Origin of the sequence: Pseudomonas putida (assembly GCF_028682635.1) — a bacterium.
Classification (GTDB): domain Bacteria; phylum Pseudomonadota; class Gammaproteobacteria; order Pseudomonadales; family Pseudomonadaceae; genus Aquipseudomonas; species Aquipseudomonas putida_AE.
Window position 1 is genome coordinate 23,105 of sequence record NZ_JANHLK010000008.1, and the last position, 17,436, is coordinate 40,540.

A 17,436-nucleotide genomic window follows, 5' to 3' on the forward strand; every position below is an offset into this window, starting at 1 on the left:
CTGGGGCCCAACAAGAGCTGCCTTTCGCCATGGTCTATGGCCAGGCGGTCATGGAAATGCCGCTGGACCTGTACATCCCGCCGGATGCGCTGGAGGTCTTTCTCGAAGCCTTCGAAGGCCCCCTCGACCTGCTCCTGTACCTGATCCGCAAACAGAACATCAACATCCTCGACATCCCGGTGGCGGAAATCACCCGTCAGTACATGGGGTATGTCGAGTTGATGCAGTCGGTGCGCCTGGAACTGGCCGCCGAATACCTGGTGATGGCCGCGATGCTGGCCGAGATCAAGTCGCGGATGCTGCTGCCGCGGGCTGAAACCGTCGAGGACGAGGAAGAAGACCCGCGAGCCGAACTGATCCGTCGCTTGCAGGAGTACGAGCGTTTCAAGGCCGCCGCCGAAGGCATCGATGGCCTGAGCCGGGTCGGTCGCGACGTGGTGGTGCCCAAGCTCGATGCCCCGGAAGCCAGGGCGCGCAAACTGTTGCCGGATGTGCGCTTGTCCGAGATTTTGCTGTCCATGGCCGAGGTGCTTCGCCGTGGCGACATGTTCGAAAGCCACCAGGTCAGCCGCGAAGCGCTGTCCACCCGCGAACGCATGAGCGATGTGCTGGAACGGCTCAAGGGCGGCGGTTTCGTACCGTTCGTCGAGCTGTTCACCGCCGAGGAAGGGCGCCTGGGGGTTGTCGTGACCTTCATGGCAATTCTCGAGCTGGTCAAGGAATCCTTGGTCGAGCTGGTGCAGAATGAGCCGTTCGCCGCGATCCACGTCCGAGCACGAGCCGAATAACGAGTCCAATCATGAACCTGAGTGAACCCCGCGAGCTGGCGCCACTGCTCGAAGCCTTTCTGTTGGCCTCTGGAAAACCGCAATCGCTGGAGCGCCTGTTCGAGCTCTTCGAAGAGGGCGAGCGCCCGGAACCCGCGGTCTTCAAGAAAGCCCTGACCATTCTGGGCAAGTCCTGTGATGGCCGCGCCTACGAGTTGAAGGAGGTTGCTTCCGGCTATCGCCTGCAAATCCGTGAAAAGTTTTCGCCGTGGGTCGGGCGCTTATGGGAAGAGCGGCCGCAGCGCTACTCGCGGGCCATGCTCGAAACCATTGCCTTGATCGCCTATCGCCAGCCGATCACCCGGGGCGAGATCGAGGATGTGCGGGGCGTGGCGGTCAACAGCCAGATCGTCAAGACGCTGATGGAGCGCGAGTGGATCCGCATCGTCGGCTACCGCGATGTGCCGGGCAAGCCGGCGATGTTCGCCACCACCAAGGCGTTTCTCGATCATTTCAACCTGAAGAACCTCGATGACCTGCCGCCGCTGGCCGAGGTGCGCGAACTGGAGCCGGACCCGGTGCTCGATTTCGACGACGCGCCAGTACCTGCAGGGCTGCAAGAACTGGCCGACGCCAGCGCCGAGCCGGAAGAGCCTAAGGAAGAGACCAGTTTCCATACGCTGTTGCTGGAGCTGGACAGCATGGAGGAGGGGATCAAGACCGACTTCGACGATTTGTTGCGTGATGGTGAGTTGCCGGGGATTGATCCGGAGCAGCCTGACATCGAACCGGAACAGGTTGAACCCGAAGCTGAGCCCGAGCAGGAAGACGACATCCTCGGCGTTGCCGAGGCTCGCGAAAAGCTCCTGGCCGCCGTCGCTGCCCTGGAGCAGCCAAAGCCCGAGCCGGAGCTATCCGACGAAGAAGCCGAAGCCTTGGCCCTCGCCGAAGCCATCGAAGCCGAACGCCGCGAGTTCGAAGACTGACACAGTTCCAATGAGGGGGAATGTGTTCAAAGTGGATCACCGGCCGGCGGAAAAGCCAATAACCTTGCATTCATCAGCTAGTCTCTGATGCGCAAACGCCCGCATGCGCGTATGATTCGCGACCCTTCGGCGATCCCTTCGCCCAAGTACCCAGTTTTCAGAACACACCGGGAGGTGCCCAGATGAGTATCAAAGACCAGAAAGACGACCAGGAAATCGGCCCAGCAGGCGAAAAGCTGCAGAAGGTCCTCGCCCGTATCGGCGTCGGCTCGCGCCGTGACGTGGAAGCCTGGATCAGCCACGGCCGGATCAAGGTCAACGGCAAAGACGCCACCCTTGGCCAGCGCGTCGACATGCACGACGCCATCACCATCGACGGCAAGGTCATCAAGCGTGAAGAGGCCGCCGAGTCGGTCCGCCGCGTGATCATGTACAACAAGCCCGATGGCGAAATCTGCACCCGTGTCGACCCGGAAGGCCGTCCGACCGTGTTCGACAAGATGCCAAAGCCGAAAGAAGGCCGCTGGATCAACATCGGTCGCCTCGACATCAACACCACCGGCCTGCTGATGTTCACCACCGACGGTGAGCTGGCCAACCGCCTGATGCACCCTTCCTACGAAATGGACCGTGAATACGCGGTGCGTGTGCGTGGCGAAGTCGATGACGAGATGATCGAGCGCCTGAAAGCTGGCGTGGTCCTCGAAGACGGCCCGGCCAAATTCACCGACATCAAGCAGGCGCCGGGCGGCGAAGGTTTCAACCACTGGTACCACTGCGTGGTGATGGAAGGTCGTAACCGCGAAGTACGTCGCCTGTGGGAATCCCAGGGCCTGGTGGTCAGCCGTCTGAAGCGCGTGCGTTTCGGTCCGGTGTTCCTCAACTCGGACCTGCCGATGGGTCGCTGGCGCGAAATGAGCCAGTACGAAGTCGACATCCTCAGTGCCGAGGTCGGCCTGACGCCGGTCGCGATGCCGCAGATGAACGCCAAGAGCAAAGACAAGCTTGACCGGATGCAGCGTAAATCGTCGCGTCCAATGGCCAAGACCGAGCGCGTACGGACCCTGCGTCCAGCCACCGCCGCACCTGCAGCGCCACGTGCCAGCCGCGAGCCGCAGATCGAAGGCGAGCGCCCGGCGCGCAAGCCGGCTGCTCGTCAGGACGGTGAACGCGGTCCACGCACGCCGCGTCCGGCCAATGGCCGCACCGAGCGTGGCGAAGGCCGTGGTACGCCGGTAGCTGATCGTCCGGCCGACACCAAGCGCCCGGCCAAGCCGGCGCCGAAGCGTCCGGGGATCAAGCTGGTCGACGGTGATGCGCCGTCGGGCAAGCGCCGTGGCGCACCGGCCGGTTCCGGTCAGCGTCCGGGGTTTGGTCGTCGCAAGCCTGAGTAATCGGAAAGCGCTTCATGAAAAACGCCAGCCTTCGGGTTGGCGTTTTTTTTGTGCCTGGTTTTAGCCCTGTAGCGTTTTTGAGGACGCTTTCGCGAGCAAGCCCGCTCCCACAGGTGACCGAGCCGGCACAGATAAATGCGATCCACTGTGGGAGCGGGCTTGCTCGCGAAAGCGCCAGTCGCTGCACCAGTGATTCCGAAGTGGAAAGTCAAAATGACAGGCTGTAAAGATTTCATGACGAAATCCCTGTATTAACCCCATGAAATCGCCTCTCACGTAATGCCGTAAAAAAATTCTTACGCTCAATTCGCTCAAGTCCTTCCCCCAGCCCTCTAGCCCGCTTGTTTCCCGCCCCCATGCAAGGTGTTATGCGCGCCATGCCTGTCGTGCAGGTGCATAACAAAAAGGAGGCGCAATGAACGCCGCAATCCATTTCCAGCTCCCATCGCGGGTCGGTTTTTCCACCGTCCCGGTCCATGACCCGCAAAGGTCTGACCTCCTTTTTGCAGTCGCCCGATCCCTTCGAGGCGGACACATGCAATCCCGGCTACCGACACGCTGATCCAGCGGGGTCTGGCAACAGGGGGTTACCGGTGTACAATGCGCCGCGTTTTACCTGTGACCTCCTGCGCAAATGCGCAAACCTCAAGGCTATCCGCCTTGTTCACTCCGCCGCGCCACAAGCGCGTCGGGTTCGATTTCGTCACAGATAAAAACAAACAGGTGACGCATGACCGTTGTAAATACGCTGAACTCCTGGTGCCTGCGCTGGGGTTTGATCGGCGCTGCTTAACGTCTGTCTTGAGCAGCAACGCCTTCTGAACATCATCAAACCTTGCGTGAGACCCTTTTCATGAGTGGACAAAACTCGCATTCAGGCGAGCTGAAGCGCGGCCTGAAAAATCGCCACATTCAATTGATTGCCCTCGGTGGCGCGATTGGTACCGGTCTGTTCCTCGGCTCGGCCGGGGTACTGAAATCCGCCGGCCCGTCGATGATCCTCGGCTACGCCATCTGCGGTTTCATCGCCTTCATGATCATGCGCCAGCTGGGTGAAATGATCGTCGAAGACCCGGTGGCCGGCTCCTTCAGCCACTTCGCGCACAAGTACTGGGGCGGCTTTGCCGGTTTCCTGTCGGGCTGGAACTGCTGGATCCTGTACATTCTGGTCGGCATGTCGGAGCTGACGGCGGTCGGCAAATACATCCACTACTGGGCGCCGGACATCCCGACCTGGGCCTCCGCAGCGGCGTTCTTCGTGCTGATCAACGCGGTCAACCTGGCCAACGTCAAAGTCTTTGGCGAGGCCGAGTTCTGGTTCGCGATCATCAAGGTCGTGGCGATCGTCGGCATGATTGCTCTGGGCAGCTACCTGCTGGTCAGCGGCAACGGCGGCCCGCAAGCGGCGGTCAGCAACCTGTGGTCCCACGGCGGCTTCTTCCCGAATGGGATCAGCGGCCTGGTGATGGCCATGGCGTTCATCATGTTTTCCTTCGGTGGCCTGGAAATGCTCGGTTTCACCGCAGCTGAAGCCGACAAGCCGAAGACCGTGATCCCGAAAGCGATCAACCAGGTGATCTACCGGATCCTGATTTTCTACATCGGTGCGCTGGTGATCCTGCTGTCGCTGACCCCGTGGGACAGCTTGCTGGCCACCCTGAACGCCTCCGGTGATTCCTACAGCGGCAGCCCGTTCGTGCAAGTGTTCTCGATGCTGGGCAGCAACACCGCTGCGCACATCCTCAACTTCGTGGTCCTGACCGCGGCTTTGTCGGTGTACAACAGCGGCACCTACTGCAACAGCCGCATGCTGCTGGGCATGGCCGAGCAGGGCGATGCGCCGAAAGCATTGGCGAAGATCGACAAGCGCGGCGTGCCAGTGCGTTCGATCCTGGCCTCGGCCGCCGTGACCCTGATCGCGGTGCTGCTGAACTACCTGATCCCGCACAGCGCGCTGGAACTGCTGATGTCGCTGGTGGTGGCCACCCTGGTGATCAACTGGGCGATGATCAGCTACTCGCACTTCAAGTTCCGCCAGCACATGAACAAGACCAAACAGACGCCGCTGTTCAAGGCCTTCTGGTACCCATACGGCAACTACATCTGCCTGGCGTTCGTGTTGTTCATTCTCGGCGTGATGCTGTTGATTCCGGGGATCCAGACATCGGTGTACGCGATTCCGGTGTGGCTGGTGTTCATGTGGGTCTGCTACGGCATCAAGAACAAGCGCAGCGCACAGCGCGCCTTGCAGCCAGCGGTGGAATAACTGCACACAGTAAAAACAAACCCGGCCAAGTGCCGGGTTTTTTATAGCGCTGCAAAAACCTGTGGGAGCGTGGCTTGCCCGCGATGAACGATAACGCGGTGCCCCTGATAAACCGTGGCGCCTGAATCGCGGGCAAGCCACGCTCCCACAAGGTCCGCATTCCTTCAATCTATTCGCGGTATCCTGAACACTCTCGAATACGGACGCTTTTCCATGCTGGTGATTTCCAACAACGTGCATCTGCCGGATGCCGAGATCGAATTGACGGCGATTCGCGCCCAGGGTGCGGGAGGGCAGAACGTCAACAAGGTCTCCAGCGCGGTGCACCTGCGCTTTGACATTCCGGCTTCGTCCTTGCCCGAGTTCTACAAGGAGCGGCTGTTGGCGCTGCGCGACAGTCGCATCACCAGCGAAGGCGTGTTGATCATCAAGGCCCAGCAATACCGGACCCAGGAGCAGAACCGCGCCGATGCGCTGGAGCGTCTGGTCGAGTTGATCCAGAGCGCCACCAAGGTCGAAAAGAAACGCCGGCCGACCAAGCCGACCCTCGGTTCCAAGACCCGTCGGCTCGAGTCCAAGAGCAAGCGCGGCAACATCAAGGCCGGGCGCGGCAAGGTCGACTTCTAGCGTGAATCCCGCGCCTGGCGTTGCTTCGGTGCCTGCCGGTACAGGTAAACGCTCAACGCCAGGCCGCTCAAGGCGGCGAGGGCGGCGAACAGGAAGATCGAGGCAAAGCCGAAGCCCGCCGCAACCGCACCAGCCAACGGCCCGGTGATCCCCAGCGACAAGTCGATGAACAGCGAATAGGCGCCGACCGCCGCCCCGCGGCTGGAGGCCGGCACCAGGTTGACCGCTTCGACACCCAGCGCCGGAAACACCAGCGAGAAACCGAAACCGCTCAAGGCCGCGCCCGCCAACGCCCAATGCGCATCGGGTGCCAGCCACAGCAGCAACAGGCCCAGGGTTTCCACCGACAGGCAGGCAATCGCCACGCGAAAACCGCCGAGGCGATTGATCAGGTTGCCGAACAGCAGGCGTGCACCGATGAAACTCGCGCCGAACAGGCTCAGGCACAGCACGGCGTTGTCCCAGTGTTGGGTGGCGTAGTACAGGGTGATGAAGGTGGCAATGGTGCCAAAGCCGATCGAGCCCAGTGCGAGGCCGCAACCGTGGGGCAGGACCCGACCGAGCACATGCATGAACGGCAGTCGTTCACCGACCACAATGGGCGCGGCGGTTTTCGGCCAGGCCAGCAGCAGGCCAAGCAGCGCCAGCAGGACAATGCTCACGCCCATGCTCCACAAGCCCAGCTGCTTGACCAGCAACACGCCCAAGGGCGCACCCACGGCCAATGCGCCGTAACTGGCGATGCCGTTCCAGGAGATGACCTTGGCGGTGTTCGCCGCGCCGACCCGGCCGATGCCCCAACCAATGGAGCCTGAGCCCACCAGGCTTTCGGCGCTGCCGAGCACCAGGCGGCCGATCAGCAGGCTGATCAGGCTGAGCATCGGCAGGCTTTGGGTCCAGGCCGAGATCAGCATGAACACGCCGCTCAGGCCACAGCCGGCCAGGCCATACATGACCGCCAGCTTGCTGCCCTTGTTGTCGATGATCTTCCCGGCGTAGGGACGGCTGAGCAGGGTGGCCAGATATTGCACGCTGATCACCAGCCCGGCGATCACCGCACCAAAACCCAGGTCGCTATGGACATAGCCCGGCAGTACCGCCAAGGGAATGCCGATATTGAGGTAGCCGATGAAGGTAAACAGGACGATGGAAACGACTTGCAGCGTGACCGCCAGGGGGCGCTGGTTTTCAGACATGGGTAAAGGTCCACGGGAAAGCAGGATAGATAGGCTGCTTATGATAGCGGCGCGAGCGGCCGCGGGTCGTGGAAAAAGTAAAACTATTTGCCGGGCGGGATCAGTCGGGCTTTGCAGGTGCGACCAGTTGCGTGGTGACCAGGGCGGCCAGTGCGTTTTCTTCGCTGCCGAAGCGGGCGAGCAAAGCGGCCTGTTTCTCGGGGGAGAGGCGATTCCAGATTTCGATCATTTTCTCGGCGGTGCCGATCAGGAGGCTGGCCTGGGTTTCGTCGAATTCGTCGGTCATGGGCGGGGTCACTGTTCAGGCGGTGTGGAAAGCGCATGTTAGCGCTTTCCACACAGTCTGTACGGCGGGTGTTTCAGTCTTCGCTGTCTGCCTGGCGGCGGTCAGTGGCTTCTTTCGGCTCGGGCTGTTGGGCACCGGCTTGTTGCGTGGTCGTCTGCTCAGGTACGTGCAGGCTTGGGAAGGGGAGATTAGGAATCTCGTGCATGGTCGCGCTCCTCGCTAAGTCTGTTGATAGATCTGGTAGATCCGCGCTTTCAAAAAAGCCTGGGCAGGATACAGGAGTAGAAATGACAAACAGACTTTTATATCCATTTGTTTCGACGAATGGGGTTGTATATACAGGGAAATAAGAGGAGCGATGCAAAACTAATGTGGGAGCGGGCTTGCTCGCGAAAGCGGTAGATCAGTCAATATGGATGTCGACTGACATTCCGCATTCGCGAGCAAGCCCGCTCCCACAGGGGATTTGCAGTGTTTGGAAGTTATTTGCAGACTTTGGCGATTGCTTCGGCCAGCAAATCCAGGCGCGTAGCATCAATGCCGGCAACGTTCGCCCGACCCGAACTGACCATGTACACGCTATGGTTATCCCGCAGCGCTTTCACTTGCTCAGGTGTCATCCCGGTGTAGGAAAACATTCCGCGCTGCACACCAATGTGCGCAAAGCGCTCACGCAAACCGTAAGCCTCCAGCGCTTCGAGCAAACCGCTGCGCAGTTGCGCAATACGCAAGCGCATGGTTTCCACTTCGTCGGCCCAGAGGTTTTTCAGTTCCGGGTCGCCGAGGATGGTCGCCACCACGGCAGCGCCGTGATCCGGCGGCGTCGACCACAGGTTACGGGCGATGTGGGCCAGTTGGCTGCGGATGTCGGTCAGCTTGTCGGCGGATTTCGCACAGACAATCAGCGCGCCGGTGCGGTCGCGGTACAGGCCGAAGTTCTTCGAGCAGGAGCTGGTGATCAAGACTTCCGGCAACTCGGCGGCGAACAGTCGGGTGGACCAGGCGTCCTGCTCCAGGCCGTCACCGAAGCCCTGGTAGGCGAAATCGATCAGCGGCAGCAACTCGCGCCGGCGCACCACGTCCAGCACCCGGCGCCAGTCGTCATGGGACAGATCGAAGCCGGTCGGGTTGTGGCAGCAGGCGTGCAGCAGCACCACGTCGCCCTTGGGGGCTTGCTCGAGCGCGGCGAGCATGGCCTCGACGTCGAGACGGTTGTCACTGCCCACGTAAGGGTAATGGCTGACCTTGACCTTGGCCGCGGCGAAAATGGTTTCGTGGATCGGCCAGGTCGGATTGCTCAGCCAGACGCCACGGCCCGGCAGGCACTGGGCGATGAAGTCAGCGCTCAAGCGCAACGCACCAGTGCCGCCCGGGGTCTGGGTGGCGCCGGCGCGTTGTTCGCTGAGCAGCGTCGAGTCGGCGCCGAGCACCAACTCACTGATGACCTTGCCGAAAGCCGCGTCGCCGTGACCGCCGATGTAGGTCTTGGTGGTCTGGCGATCCACCAGGCGCGCTTCGGCCAGCTTCACCGCCTGGGGAATGGTGGTCAGGCCCTGGGCGTCTTTGTAGACACCCACGCCGAGGTCGAATTTGCGCGGGTTGGGGTCCTGCGCATACGCCTCCATCAGACCGAGGATCGGGTCGCCGGGCACCCGGCCGATGGCGTCGAAATGCATTATTTGCGGCCCTCGGCGTCCTTGGCAACGATGTCCGTGCGCGCGGCCATGATGAAGTCGTTGCGGTGCAGGCCCTTGATCGAGTGGCTCCACCAGGTCACGGTGACTTTGCCCCACTCGGTCAGCAGGCCAGGGTGATGACCTTCGGCCTCGGAGATTTCACCGACGGCGTTGGTGAACGCCAGGGCGTGCTTGAAGTTCTTGAACAGGAAAACCTTTTCCAGCTGCATGATGCTGTCGCGAACTTCGATGTTCCAGTCCGGGATCTGCTTGATCAGGACTGGCAGTTCTTCATCGCTGACCTGTGGGGCGTCGGCGCGGCAGGCTTCGCAGTGGGCTTGGTTCAATGTGGACATGATGGATTCCTGAAATCGGGATAAAGGGAAATCGACCGTCAATAACACCACGCTAAAGCAAAGCGTCGGTTCCTGACAGACTCACTTGATCGAAAAAGCGGCGGTTCAGGCCGCTTTGGGTTTCGGTGGAAATTTCGGAGCATGCAGACCCATCTGCATCGCTTGCTGGACCATGCCCATGATGTCTTCGTGGGCCAGGTCGAACAGGCGCTTGAGGTTCGGCAGAACGAAATACAGCGGTTGCAGGATGTCGATGCGGTAAGGCGTGCGCATGCATTCCAGCGGATCGAATGCCTGATGCTCAGGCTCGTCCGACAGGCAATACACGGTTTCTTTCGGTGAAGACAGGATGCCGCCGCCGTAAATGCGCTGGCCTTGCGGGGTGTCGACCAGGCCGAACTCGATGGTCATCCAGTACAGGCGCGCCAGGTACACGCGCTCTTCCTTGGATGCCTTGAGGCCGAGTTTGCCGTAGGTGTGGGTGAATTCAGCGAACCAGGGGTTGGTCAGCAGCGGGCAGTGGCCGAAAATCTCGTGGAAAATGTCCGGCTCTTGCAGGTAATCCAGCTCTTCGCGAGTACGAATGAAGGTGGCCACCGGAAACTGCTTGCTGGCGAGCAATTCAAAAAAGGTCTGGAAGGGGATCAGCGCCGGCACGCGGGCAACTTGCCAGCCGGTGGTTTCACCGAGGACCTTGTTGATCTCGCCCAGTTGCGGAATGCGGTCGTGGGGCAGACCGAGTTTTTCGATGCCGTCCAGGTATTCCTGGCACGCACGCCCTTCGATCACTTTCAGTTGGCGAGTGATCAGCGTGTTCCACACCGCGTGTTCTTCGGCGGTGTAGTCGATAAAACCATGCGCATCGGGCTCGCGAGCCACGTATTGCGTCTGCTTCATGCTGCTCTCCTGCTAGGGGATTCGTTCTTGTTATGTGCTGCTATGGACCTAGGAATACCCCATCGATTGCAGCGCTGCAGCAGGTGAGCGGCGTCCTGCGCGGGAAAATCCCTGGATTATCGTAAAGTTTTCGTTACGTATTGGCCGTCATCGCGTAAATGTTGAGATTGGCGGGTGGGAAAAGCCCTACATCTGTCACATAATCTTGACGACTATCTGAGCGCCTGATCAGAAAAGTCGGGCGCTAACCCTGTGGGAGCCAGCCTGCTGGCGATAGCGGCGTGTCATTCGACAACAATATCGCCTGATGCGACGCCATCGCCAGCAGGCTGGCTCCCACAGGTCAATCATCGTTTATCAGGTCTTTTACATGCGTATCAAAGTCCACTGCCAGAACCGCATCGGCATCCTGCGCGACATCCTCAACCTGTTGGTCGAGTACGGTATCAACGTCGCCCGCGGTGAAGTGGGTGGCGAGCATGGCAATGCCATCTACCTGCACTGTCCGAACCTGATCAACATTCAGTTCCAGGCACTGCGTCCGAAATTCGAGGCGATTGCCGGGGTTTTTGGCGTCAAGCGTGTAGGGCTCATGCCCAGTGAGCGTCGGCACATGGAGCTCAATGCGTTGCTCGGCGCCCTGGAGTTTCCGGTGCTGTCGATCGACATGGGCGGTTCCATCGTCGCGGCCAATCGCGCGGCGGCGCAGTTGCTGGGTGTGCGGGTAGATGAGGTGCCGGGGATTCCCCTGTCGCGTTATGCCGAGGATTTCGATTTGCCGGAGCTGGTGCGCGCCAACAAATCGCGGATCAACGGACTGCGGGTCAAGGTCAAGGGCGATGTGTTCCTGGCCGACATCGCGCCCCTGCAATCGGAGCATGACGACAGCGAAGCCATGGCCGGGGCGGTGCTGACCCTGCATCGCGCCGACCGGGTGGGCGAGCGCATCTATAACGTACGCAAGCAGGAGTTGCGCGGCTTCGACAGCATCTTTCAAAGCTCGAAGGTGATGGCGGCGGTGGTGCGCGAAGCCCGGCGCATGGCCCCGCTCGATGCGCCACTATTGATAGAAGGCGAGACCGGCACCGGTAAAGAATTGTTGGCGCGGGCCTGCCATCTGGCCAGCCCGCGCGGGCAATCGCCGCTGATGGCGCTCAATTGCGCCGGTCTGCCGGAATCCATGGCCGAGACCGAGTTGTTCGGTTATGGCCCTGGCGCCTTCGAGGGCGCCCGGGCCGAGGGTAAGCTCGGGCTGTTGGAGCTGACGGCGGGCGGTACGCTGTTTCTCGATGGAGTCGGGGAAATGAGCCCGCGCCTGCAGGTGAAATTGCTGCGCTTCCTGCAGGATGGCTGCTTCCGTCGTGTAGGCAGCGATGAAGAGGTGTACCTCGACGTGCGGGTGATCTGCGCGACCCAGGTCGACCTGTCCGAACTCTGTGCCCGTGGGGAGTTTCGCCAGGACCTGTATCACCGATTGAACGTGCTGTCGTTGCACATCCCGCCGCTGCGCGAATGCCTGGACGGCTTGACGCCGCTGGTGGAGCACTTCCTCGATCAGGCCAGCCGGCAGATCGGTTGCCCGCTGCCCAAGCTCGCGCCAGCGGCCATGGACCGGCTCAGTCATTACCATTGGCCGGGCAACGTTCGGCAGTTGGAAAACGTGCTGTTCCAGGCGGTTTCCCTGTGTGAGGGCGGGACGGTCAAGGCCGAGCATATTCGTCTGCCGGACTACGGTGTGCGTCAGCCACTTGGCGATTTTTCGTTGGAAGGCGGGCTGGACGAGATTGTCGGGCGCTTTGAGAAGGCGGTGTTGGAGCGATTGTATTCCGAGCACCCGAGCAGTCGGCAGCTGGGCAAGCGGTTGGGGGTTTCGCATACCACCATTGCCAACAAGTTGCGTGATTATGAGGTGGGCAAGACTGAGTCTTAGCTGACTTTTGTTGTGATTGTGCCGGCCTCTTCGCGAGCAAGCCCGCTCCCACAGGTTTTGTGAGCGCCACAGATCACTGTGGGAGCGGGCTTGCTCGCGAAGGGGCCAGCATTGCTGGTAACCAGGTCATGCGTTGCCACTTACCGGCATATCACCGCCGGTTTTTCGTCTCTGATACAAACCCTCCAGACCTGCGAAATCTCTCAAGTCCTTTGTTTGCCGGGCCTCGCGCCGCCAAAACCAACTTGGTCTGCAAATTGCTTATGCCACCTCAGAACAGCATCGGGCGGCAAACGTCCGGCAGGCAGAGGAAAGCGTGTGGACAAGTACCTTTATGTGGCAATGACCGGCGCCAGCCAGAATGCGCTGGCGCAAAAGGCCCATGCCAACAACCTGGCGAACATCTCTACCAGCGGCTTCCAGAAAGACCTGGAGCAGGCCCGCTCGATGCCGGTGTTCGGTGACAGCTTTCCGGCGCGAGCGTTTGCCCTGTCCGAACGCCCGGCCACCGACTTTTCCCCAGGCTCGCTGGTACAGACCGGCCGCGACCTCGATGTTGCCGTGCAAGGCAACGGCTGGCTGGCGGTGCAGAACCCTGATGGCGGCGAAAGCTACGTGCGTACCGGCAGCCTGGTGGTGGATGCGCTGGGTGTGCTGCGCGCGGGCAACGGCATGCCGGTGATCGGCAATGGCGGCCCGATTGCCGTGCCGCCCGAGCAGCAGATCGAAGTGGGCGAGGACGGCACCATCAGCATTCGCGCAATGGGCGAAGGCCCGCGGGTCATGGCCGAAGTCGACCGCATCAAGCTGGTCAACCCGGACATCAAGAACATGACCAAGGGCTTGGACGGTTCGATCCACACCAAGGACGGCCAGCCTGCGCAAGCTGATGCCAACGTCAAGCTGGTCTCCGGTTTCCTCGAGTCGAGCAACGTCAATGCTGTGGACGAGATGACTCAGGTACTGGCCCTGTCGAAGCAGTTCGAGCTGCACATCAAGATGATGAACACCGCCAAAGAAGACGACCAGGCCATGGCTCGGGTCTTGCAGATCAGCTAATTACCAGAACGTCGCGCCGTAAAACAGGCGCACGAGGAGAATCGAATGCTTCCGGCTCTATGGGTTGCCAAAACCGGTCTGTCCGCCCAGGACACCAACCTGACCACCATTTCCAACAACTTGGCGAACGTCTCGACCACGGGTTTCAAGCGTGACCGCGCCGAGTTCCAGGACCTGCTGTACCAGATCAAGCGTCAGCCAGGCGCTCAGTCGACCCAGGACAGCGAACTGCCGTCGGGCCTGCAACTGGGTACCGGTGTGCGCATCGTCGGCACCCAGAAAAATTTCAACGCCGGCAGCCTGCAAACCACCGAGCAACCTTTGGACATGGCCATCGACGGTCGCGGCTTCTTCCAGATCCTGCAGCCGGACGGCACCACGTCCTACACCCGTGACGGTACTTTCCACCTGGACTCCAACGGCCAGATCGTCAACGCCAGCGGCTTTGCCCTGGAGCCGGCGATCGTCATTCCGAACGACGCCCAGACCTTCACCGTGGGCAAGGACGGCACCGTGTCCATCACCGTCGCCGGCAACCCGGCCTCCCAGGTGATCGGCAACCTGCAGACCGCCGACTTCATCAACCCGGCCGGCCTGCAGGCCGTGGGCAACAACCTGTTCCTGGAAACTGCCGCCAGTGGCGCGCCGCAAGTCGGCACCCCGGGCCTTGCCGGTTTCGGTACCACGCTGCAGAACACCCTGGAAACCTCCAACGTCAGCACCGTTGAAGAGATGGTCAACATGATCACCACTCAGCGCGCCTACGAGATGAACTCCAAGGTGATCTCCACCGCCGACCAGATGCTCTCGTTCGTAACGCAGAATCTGTAATCAAGTCTTTGGGGCGGCCAAGAGGTCGCCGGCAACACCGTGAGGTAGGGTCATGAAACGCTTTGTATCTGTTCTGGCACTGAGTGGGGTCACTGTGCTCGCGGGCTGTGTGCCCATGTCGCCCAAGCCCAATGATCCCTACTATGCACCGGTGTTGCCGCGCACGCCGTTGCCGGCTGCCGCCAACAACGGCTCGATCTATCAGGCCGGCTTCGAGCAGAACCTGTACAGCGACCGCAAGGCGTTCCGGGTCGGTGACATCATCACCATCACCCTGAACGAGAAGACCCAGGCCAGCAAAAACGCCAACTCGCAGATTGGCAAGAACAGCAAGGCCAGCATCGGCCTGAGCTCTCTGTTCGGTTCCACGCCCAGCACCAACAATCCGTTTGGCAGTGGTGACCTGAGCCTGGACGCCAGCTACGAAGGCGACCGCGCAACCAAGGGTGACAGCAAGGCCGCCCAGGGCAACACCCTGACCGGTTCGATCACCGTGACCGTCGCCGACGTATTGCCCAACGGCATCATCGCCGTGCGCGGCGAGAAGTGGATGACCCTCAACACCGGCGACGAGCTGGTACGGATTGCCGGCCTGGTCCGGGCTGACGATATCTCCACCGATAACACCGTGTCATCGACCCGCGTCGCGGATGCGCGCATCACCTACTCGGGCACCGGTTCATTTGCCGATGCGAGTCAGCCAGGCTGGTTCGACCGTTTCTTCCTCAGCCCGCTGTTCCCTTTCTAGGTGGCGACATTGAATTTCAAACACCTGATGGTGGCTGCGTTCCTGATGTCCGCAGCGTTCGGTGCTCAAGCCGAGCGCCTGAAGGACATCGCCAGCATTTCCGGCGTGCGCTCCAACCAATTGATCGGCTACGGCCTGGTGGTCGGGCTCAATGGCACCGGCGACCAGACGACGCAGACCCCGTTCACCCTGCAGACCTTCAACAACATGCTCTCGCAGTTCGGCATCAAGGTGCCGCCGGGCTCGGGCAACGTGCAGTTGAAGAACGTCGCGGCGGTGTCGATCAGTGCCGACTTGCCGGCGTTCGCCAAGCCGGGGCAGCAGGTCGACATCACCGTGTCGTCCATCGGTAACTCCAAAAGCTTGCGCGGCGGCACCTTGCTGCTGACGCCGCTCAAGGGTATCGACGGCAACGTTTATGCGGTGGCCCAGGGCAACCTGGTGGTCGGCGGTTTTGATGCCGAGGGTCGCGACGGCTCGAAGATCACGGTCAACGTGCCGTCGGCCGGCCGCATCCCGGGTGGCGCCTCGGTCGAGCGAGCGGTGCCGAGCGGATTCAACCAGGGCAACAGCCTGACCCTGAACCTCAACCGCTCCGACTTCACCACGGCCAAGCGCGTCGTCGACAAGATCAACGACATGCTCGGCCCAGGCGTGGCCCAGGCCATCGACGGCGGCTCGGTGCGCGTCACGGCGCCGCTCGATCCGAGCCAGCGTGTCGACTATCTGTCGATCCTGGAAAACCTTGAAATCGATCCAGGCCAGGCGGTGGCCAAAGTCATCATCAACTCGCGCACCGGCACCATCGTGATCGGCCAGAACGTCAAGGTTTCCCCGGCCGCCGTCACCCACGGCAGCCTGACCGTGACCATTACCGAAGACCCGATCGTCAGCCAGCCCGGCCCTCTGTCCAATGGCCAGACCGCGGTCGTGCCGCGCTCGCGGGTCAATGCCGAGCAGGAAGCCAAGCCGATGTTCAAGTTCGGCCCAGGCACCACCCTCGACGAAATCGTCCGTGCGGTGAACCAGGTCGGCGCGGCACCGGGTGACCTGATGGCGATCCTTGAAGCACTGAAACAGGCTGGCGCCTTGCAAGCCGACCTGATCGTGATCTGAGGACGGCGACCATGGACATGAACAAGAGCGGTCGGGTCAGCAGCAGCGATTCCGGCGCGTTTTCCGACCTGAACCGGCTGAACCAGCTCAAGGTCGGCGACAAGAACAGCGACGCCAACATGCGCAAGGTGGCGCAGGAATTCGAGTCGCTGTTCCTCGGCGAGATGCTCAAGTCCATGCGCTCGGCCACCGAGTCGCTGGGCAAGGACAACCCGATGAACACCGCCGAGGCCAAGCAGTACCAGGAAATGTACGACCAGCAACTGGCGGTTTCGATGTCCCGCGAAGGCGGCGGTATCGGCCTGGCGGACGTGCTGATGCGGCAGATGTCGAAGAACAAGCCGCTGGCGCCGGGTGAAGCGGCGACACTGTCGGCGGCCAAGCAGGAAGCGGCGAAAGCGGCCGCGCAGACACCAGTGGCCGCTGGCACTGTGGCGATCAACGGGCCACTGTCCCGGGTCAATGGCGAGCGCCCATTGTGGGCCTCGCGTTCGCTCAGTGCGCCGACAGGCGAGGGCGCCCATCGCAATGACATGGCGCTGATCAATCAGCGGCGCCTGGCCCTGCCGCCAAAACTGGCCGACCGCTTGCTCGCCGGCCTGGTGCCTTCCGCCACGCCGACCGCGACCGCGGGCAACAAGACGCCGTTGCCCGAGCGCGTCGCGACCACAGGTTCCGGTCCCTTGTACAACGGCGACTGGCTGGCGAACGCGCAAATGGCGTCGAGCGGGTCCCTGCAGATCCACGGGCGCGCCATCGCGCAAATCCCCCTGGCACCGGCGAAAAAAGCCTTCAGCTCCGCCGACGAATTCGTCAACACCATGCTGCCGATGGCCAAGGAAGCGGCCGATCGCATTGGTGTCGACCCACGTTACCTGGTGGCCCAGGCCGCCCTGGAAACCGGTTGGGGCAAATCGGTCATGCGGGCCCAGGACGGCAGCAGCAGCCACAACCTGTTCGGCATCAAGGCCGGCAGCAGTTGGCAGGGTGATTCGGCGCGGGCGATCACCAGCGAATTCAGGAATGGCGAGATGGTCAAGGAGACGGCCGAGTTCCGTTCCTACGACTCCTACAAGGACAGCTTCCATGACCTTGTAACGCTGCTGCAAACCAACAACCGCTATCAAGATGTCGTGAAGTCGGCCGATAACCCGGAACAGTTTGTGCGCGAGCTACAAAAGGCCGGTTACGCAACCGACCCGGCTTACGCCAGCAAGATTTCGCAGATAGCCAGGCAGATGACGAGTTATCAGAACTACGCTGCGGCGGGCGTTTCAACCACGCCTTTATAGACATAAGGG

The 17,436-nt window shown here is 61.4% G+C and carries 17 protein-coding genes; 11 read left to right on the plus strand and 6 right to left on the minus strand.

The window, feature by feature from the left end:
- Window positions 1-89 precede the first annotated feature (89 nt).
- The 5 genes from NPS56_RS12140 to arfB all read left to right on the plus strand — a co-directional run bounded on the left by NPS56_RS12140 (window position 90) and on the right by arfB (window position 6,040).
- On the plus strand, window positions 90-788 hold the full coding sequence (locus NPS56_RS12140; RefSeq protein WP_178134427.1) for a segregation and condensation protein A: 699 nt from the start codon (window positions 90-92) through the stop codon (window positions 786-788).
- Window positions 789-799: 11 nt separating this feature from the next.
- Window positions 800-1,753 (plus strand): SMC-Scp complex subunit ScpB, encoded by a 954-nt coding sequence (gene scpB / locus NPS56_RS12145; RefSeq protein ID WP_274074825.1) that lies wholly within the window; start codon window positions 800-802, stop codon window positions 1,751-1,753.
- Window positions 1,754-1,935: 182 nt separating this feature from the next.
- Window positions 1,936-3,147 carry a 23S rRNA pseudouridine(2605) synthase RluB gene (rluB, locus tag NPS56_RS12150; RefSeq protein ID WP_274074826.1) on the plus strand — a complete coding sequence of 404 codons (1,212 nt, stop codon included), beginning with the start codon at window positions 1,936-1,938 and terminating at the stop codon, window positions 3,145-3,147.
- 853 nt (window positions 3,148-4,000) lie between these two features.
- The gene (locus NPS56_RS12155; protein WP_274074827.1) at window positions 4,001-5,413 is read left to right on the plus strand and encodes an amino acid permease; all 1,413 of its coding nucleotides are present in this window, start codon (window positions 4,001-4,003) and stop codon (window positions 5,411-5,413) included.
- A gap of 213 nt (window positions 5,414-5,626) precedes the next feature.
- Window positions 5,627-6,040, plus strand: a complete 414-nt coding sequence (gene arfB, locus NPS56_RS12160; RefSeq protein ID WP_008055510.1) for an alternative ribosome rescue aminoacyl-tRNA hydrolase ArfB — start codon at window positions 5,627-5,629, stop codon at window positions 6,038-6,040.
- Here the strand turns inward: arfB and NPS56_RS12165 are convergent.
- The 6 genes from NPS56_RS12165 to phhA all read right to left on the minus strand — a co-directional run bounded on the left by NPS56_RS12165 (window position 6,037) and on the right by phhA (window position 10,451).
- Window positions 6,037-7,236 (minus strand): MFS transporter, encoded by a 1,200-nt coding sequence (locus tag NPS56_RS12165; RefSeq protein WP_274074828.1) that lies wholly within the window; start codon window positions 7,234-7,236, stop codon window positions 6,037-6,039. The two genes, arfB and NPS56_RS12165, sit on opposite strands and share 4 nt — an antisense overlap.
- A 100-nt stretch (window positions 7,237-7,336) precedes the next feature.
- Window positions 7,337-7,522: a hypothetical protein gene (locus NPS56_RS12170; RefSeq protein WP_274074829.1), complete on the minus strand. Its 186-nt coding sequence runs from the start codon at window positions 7,520-7,522 to the stop codon at window positions 7,337-7,339.
- A 73-nt stretch (window positions 7,523-7,595) separates the two neighbouring features.
- Complete coding sequence (locus NPS56_RS12175; RefSeq protein WP_015096286.1) at window positions 7,596-7,727, minus strand: hypothetical protein; 132 nt, start codon at window positions 7,725-7,727, stop codon at window positions 7,596-7,598.
- A 277-nt stretch (window positions 7,728-8,004) separates the two neighbouring features.
- The gene (locus NPS56_RS12180) at window positions 8,005-9,198 is read right to left on the minus strand and encodes an amino acid aminotransferase (protein ID WP_425313626.1); all 1,194 of its coding nucleotides are present in this window, start codon (window positions 9,196-9,198) and stop codon (window positions 8,005-8,007) included.
- Window positions 9,198-9,554 (minus strand): 4a-hydroxytetrahydrobiopterin dehydratase, encoded by a 357-nt coding sequence (locus NPS56_RS12185; protein ID WP_274074830.1) that lies wholly within the window; start codon window positions 9,552-9,554, stop codon window positions 9,198-9,200. The genes NPS56_RS12180 and NPS56_RS12185 overlap by 1 nt, the downstream gene beginning before the upstream one ends.
- A 105-nt stretch (window positions 9,555-9,659) precedes the next feature.
- The gene (gene phhA, locus NPS56_RS12190; RefSeq protein ID WP_274074831.1) at window positions 9,660-10,451 is read right to left on the minus strand and encodes a phenylalanine 4-monooxygenase; all 792 of its coding nucleotides are present in this window, start codon (window positions 10,449-10,451) and stop codon (window positions 9,660-9,662) included.
- 370 nt (window positions 10,452-10,821) lie between these two features.
- Between phhA and NPS56_RS12195 the strand changes: the two genes are divergently transcribed.
- The 6 genes from NPS56_RS12195 (at window position 10,822) to flgJ (ending at window position 17,427) form a co-directional block, all read left to right on the plus strand.
- On the plus strand, window positions 10,822-12,381 hold the full coding sequence (locus NPS56_RS12195) for a sigma-54-dependent transcriptional regulator (RefSeq protein WP_274074832.1): 1,560 nt from the start codon (window positions 10,822-10,824) through the stop codon (window positions 12,379-12,381).
- Window positions 12,382-12,699: 318 nt separating this feature from the next.
- On the plus strand, window positions 12,700-13,440 hold the full coding sequence (locus NPS56_RS12200) for a flagellar basal body rod protein FlgF (protein WP_274074833.1): 741 nt from the start codon (window positions 12,700-12,702) through the stop codon (window positions 13,438-13,440).
- Between the two features lie 45 nt (window positions 13,441-13,485).
- A complete protein-coding gene (flgG, locus tag NPS56_RS12205) occupies window positions 13,486-14,271 on the plus strand; it encodes a flagellar basal-body rod protein FlgG (protein WP_008055493.1) in 786 nt (261 codons plus the stop codon).
- A gap of 52 nt (window positions 14,272-14,323) precedes the next feature.
- Complete coding sequence (flgH, locus tag NPS56_RS12210; RefSeq protein ID WP_274074834.1) at window positions 14,324-15,019, plus strand: flagellar basal body L-ring protein FlgH; 696 nt, start codon at window positions 14,324-14,326, stop codon at window positions 15,017-15,019.
- A gap of 27 nt (window positions 15,020-15,046) precedes the next feature.
- The gene (locus tag NPS56_RS12215) at window positions 15,047-16,135 is read left to right on the plus strand and encodes a flagellar basal body P-ring protein FlgI (RefSeq protein ID WP_274074987.1); all 1,089 of its coding nucleotides are present in this window, start codon (window positions 15,047-15,049) and stop codon (window positions 16,133-16,135) included.
- A gap of 11 nt (window positions 16,136-16,146) precedes the next feature.
- Window positions 16,147-17,427: a flagellar assembly peptidoglycan hydrolase FlgJ gene (gene flgJ / locus NPS56_RS12220; protein ID WP_274074835.1), complete on the plus strand. Its 1,281-nt coding sequence runs from the start codon at window positions 16,147-16,149 to the stop codon at window positions 17,425-17,427.
- Window positions 17,428-17,436 lie beyond the last annotated feature (9 nt).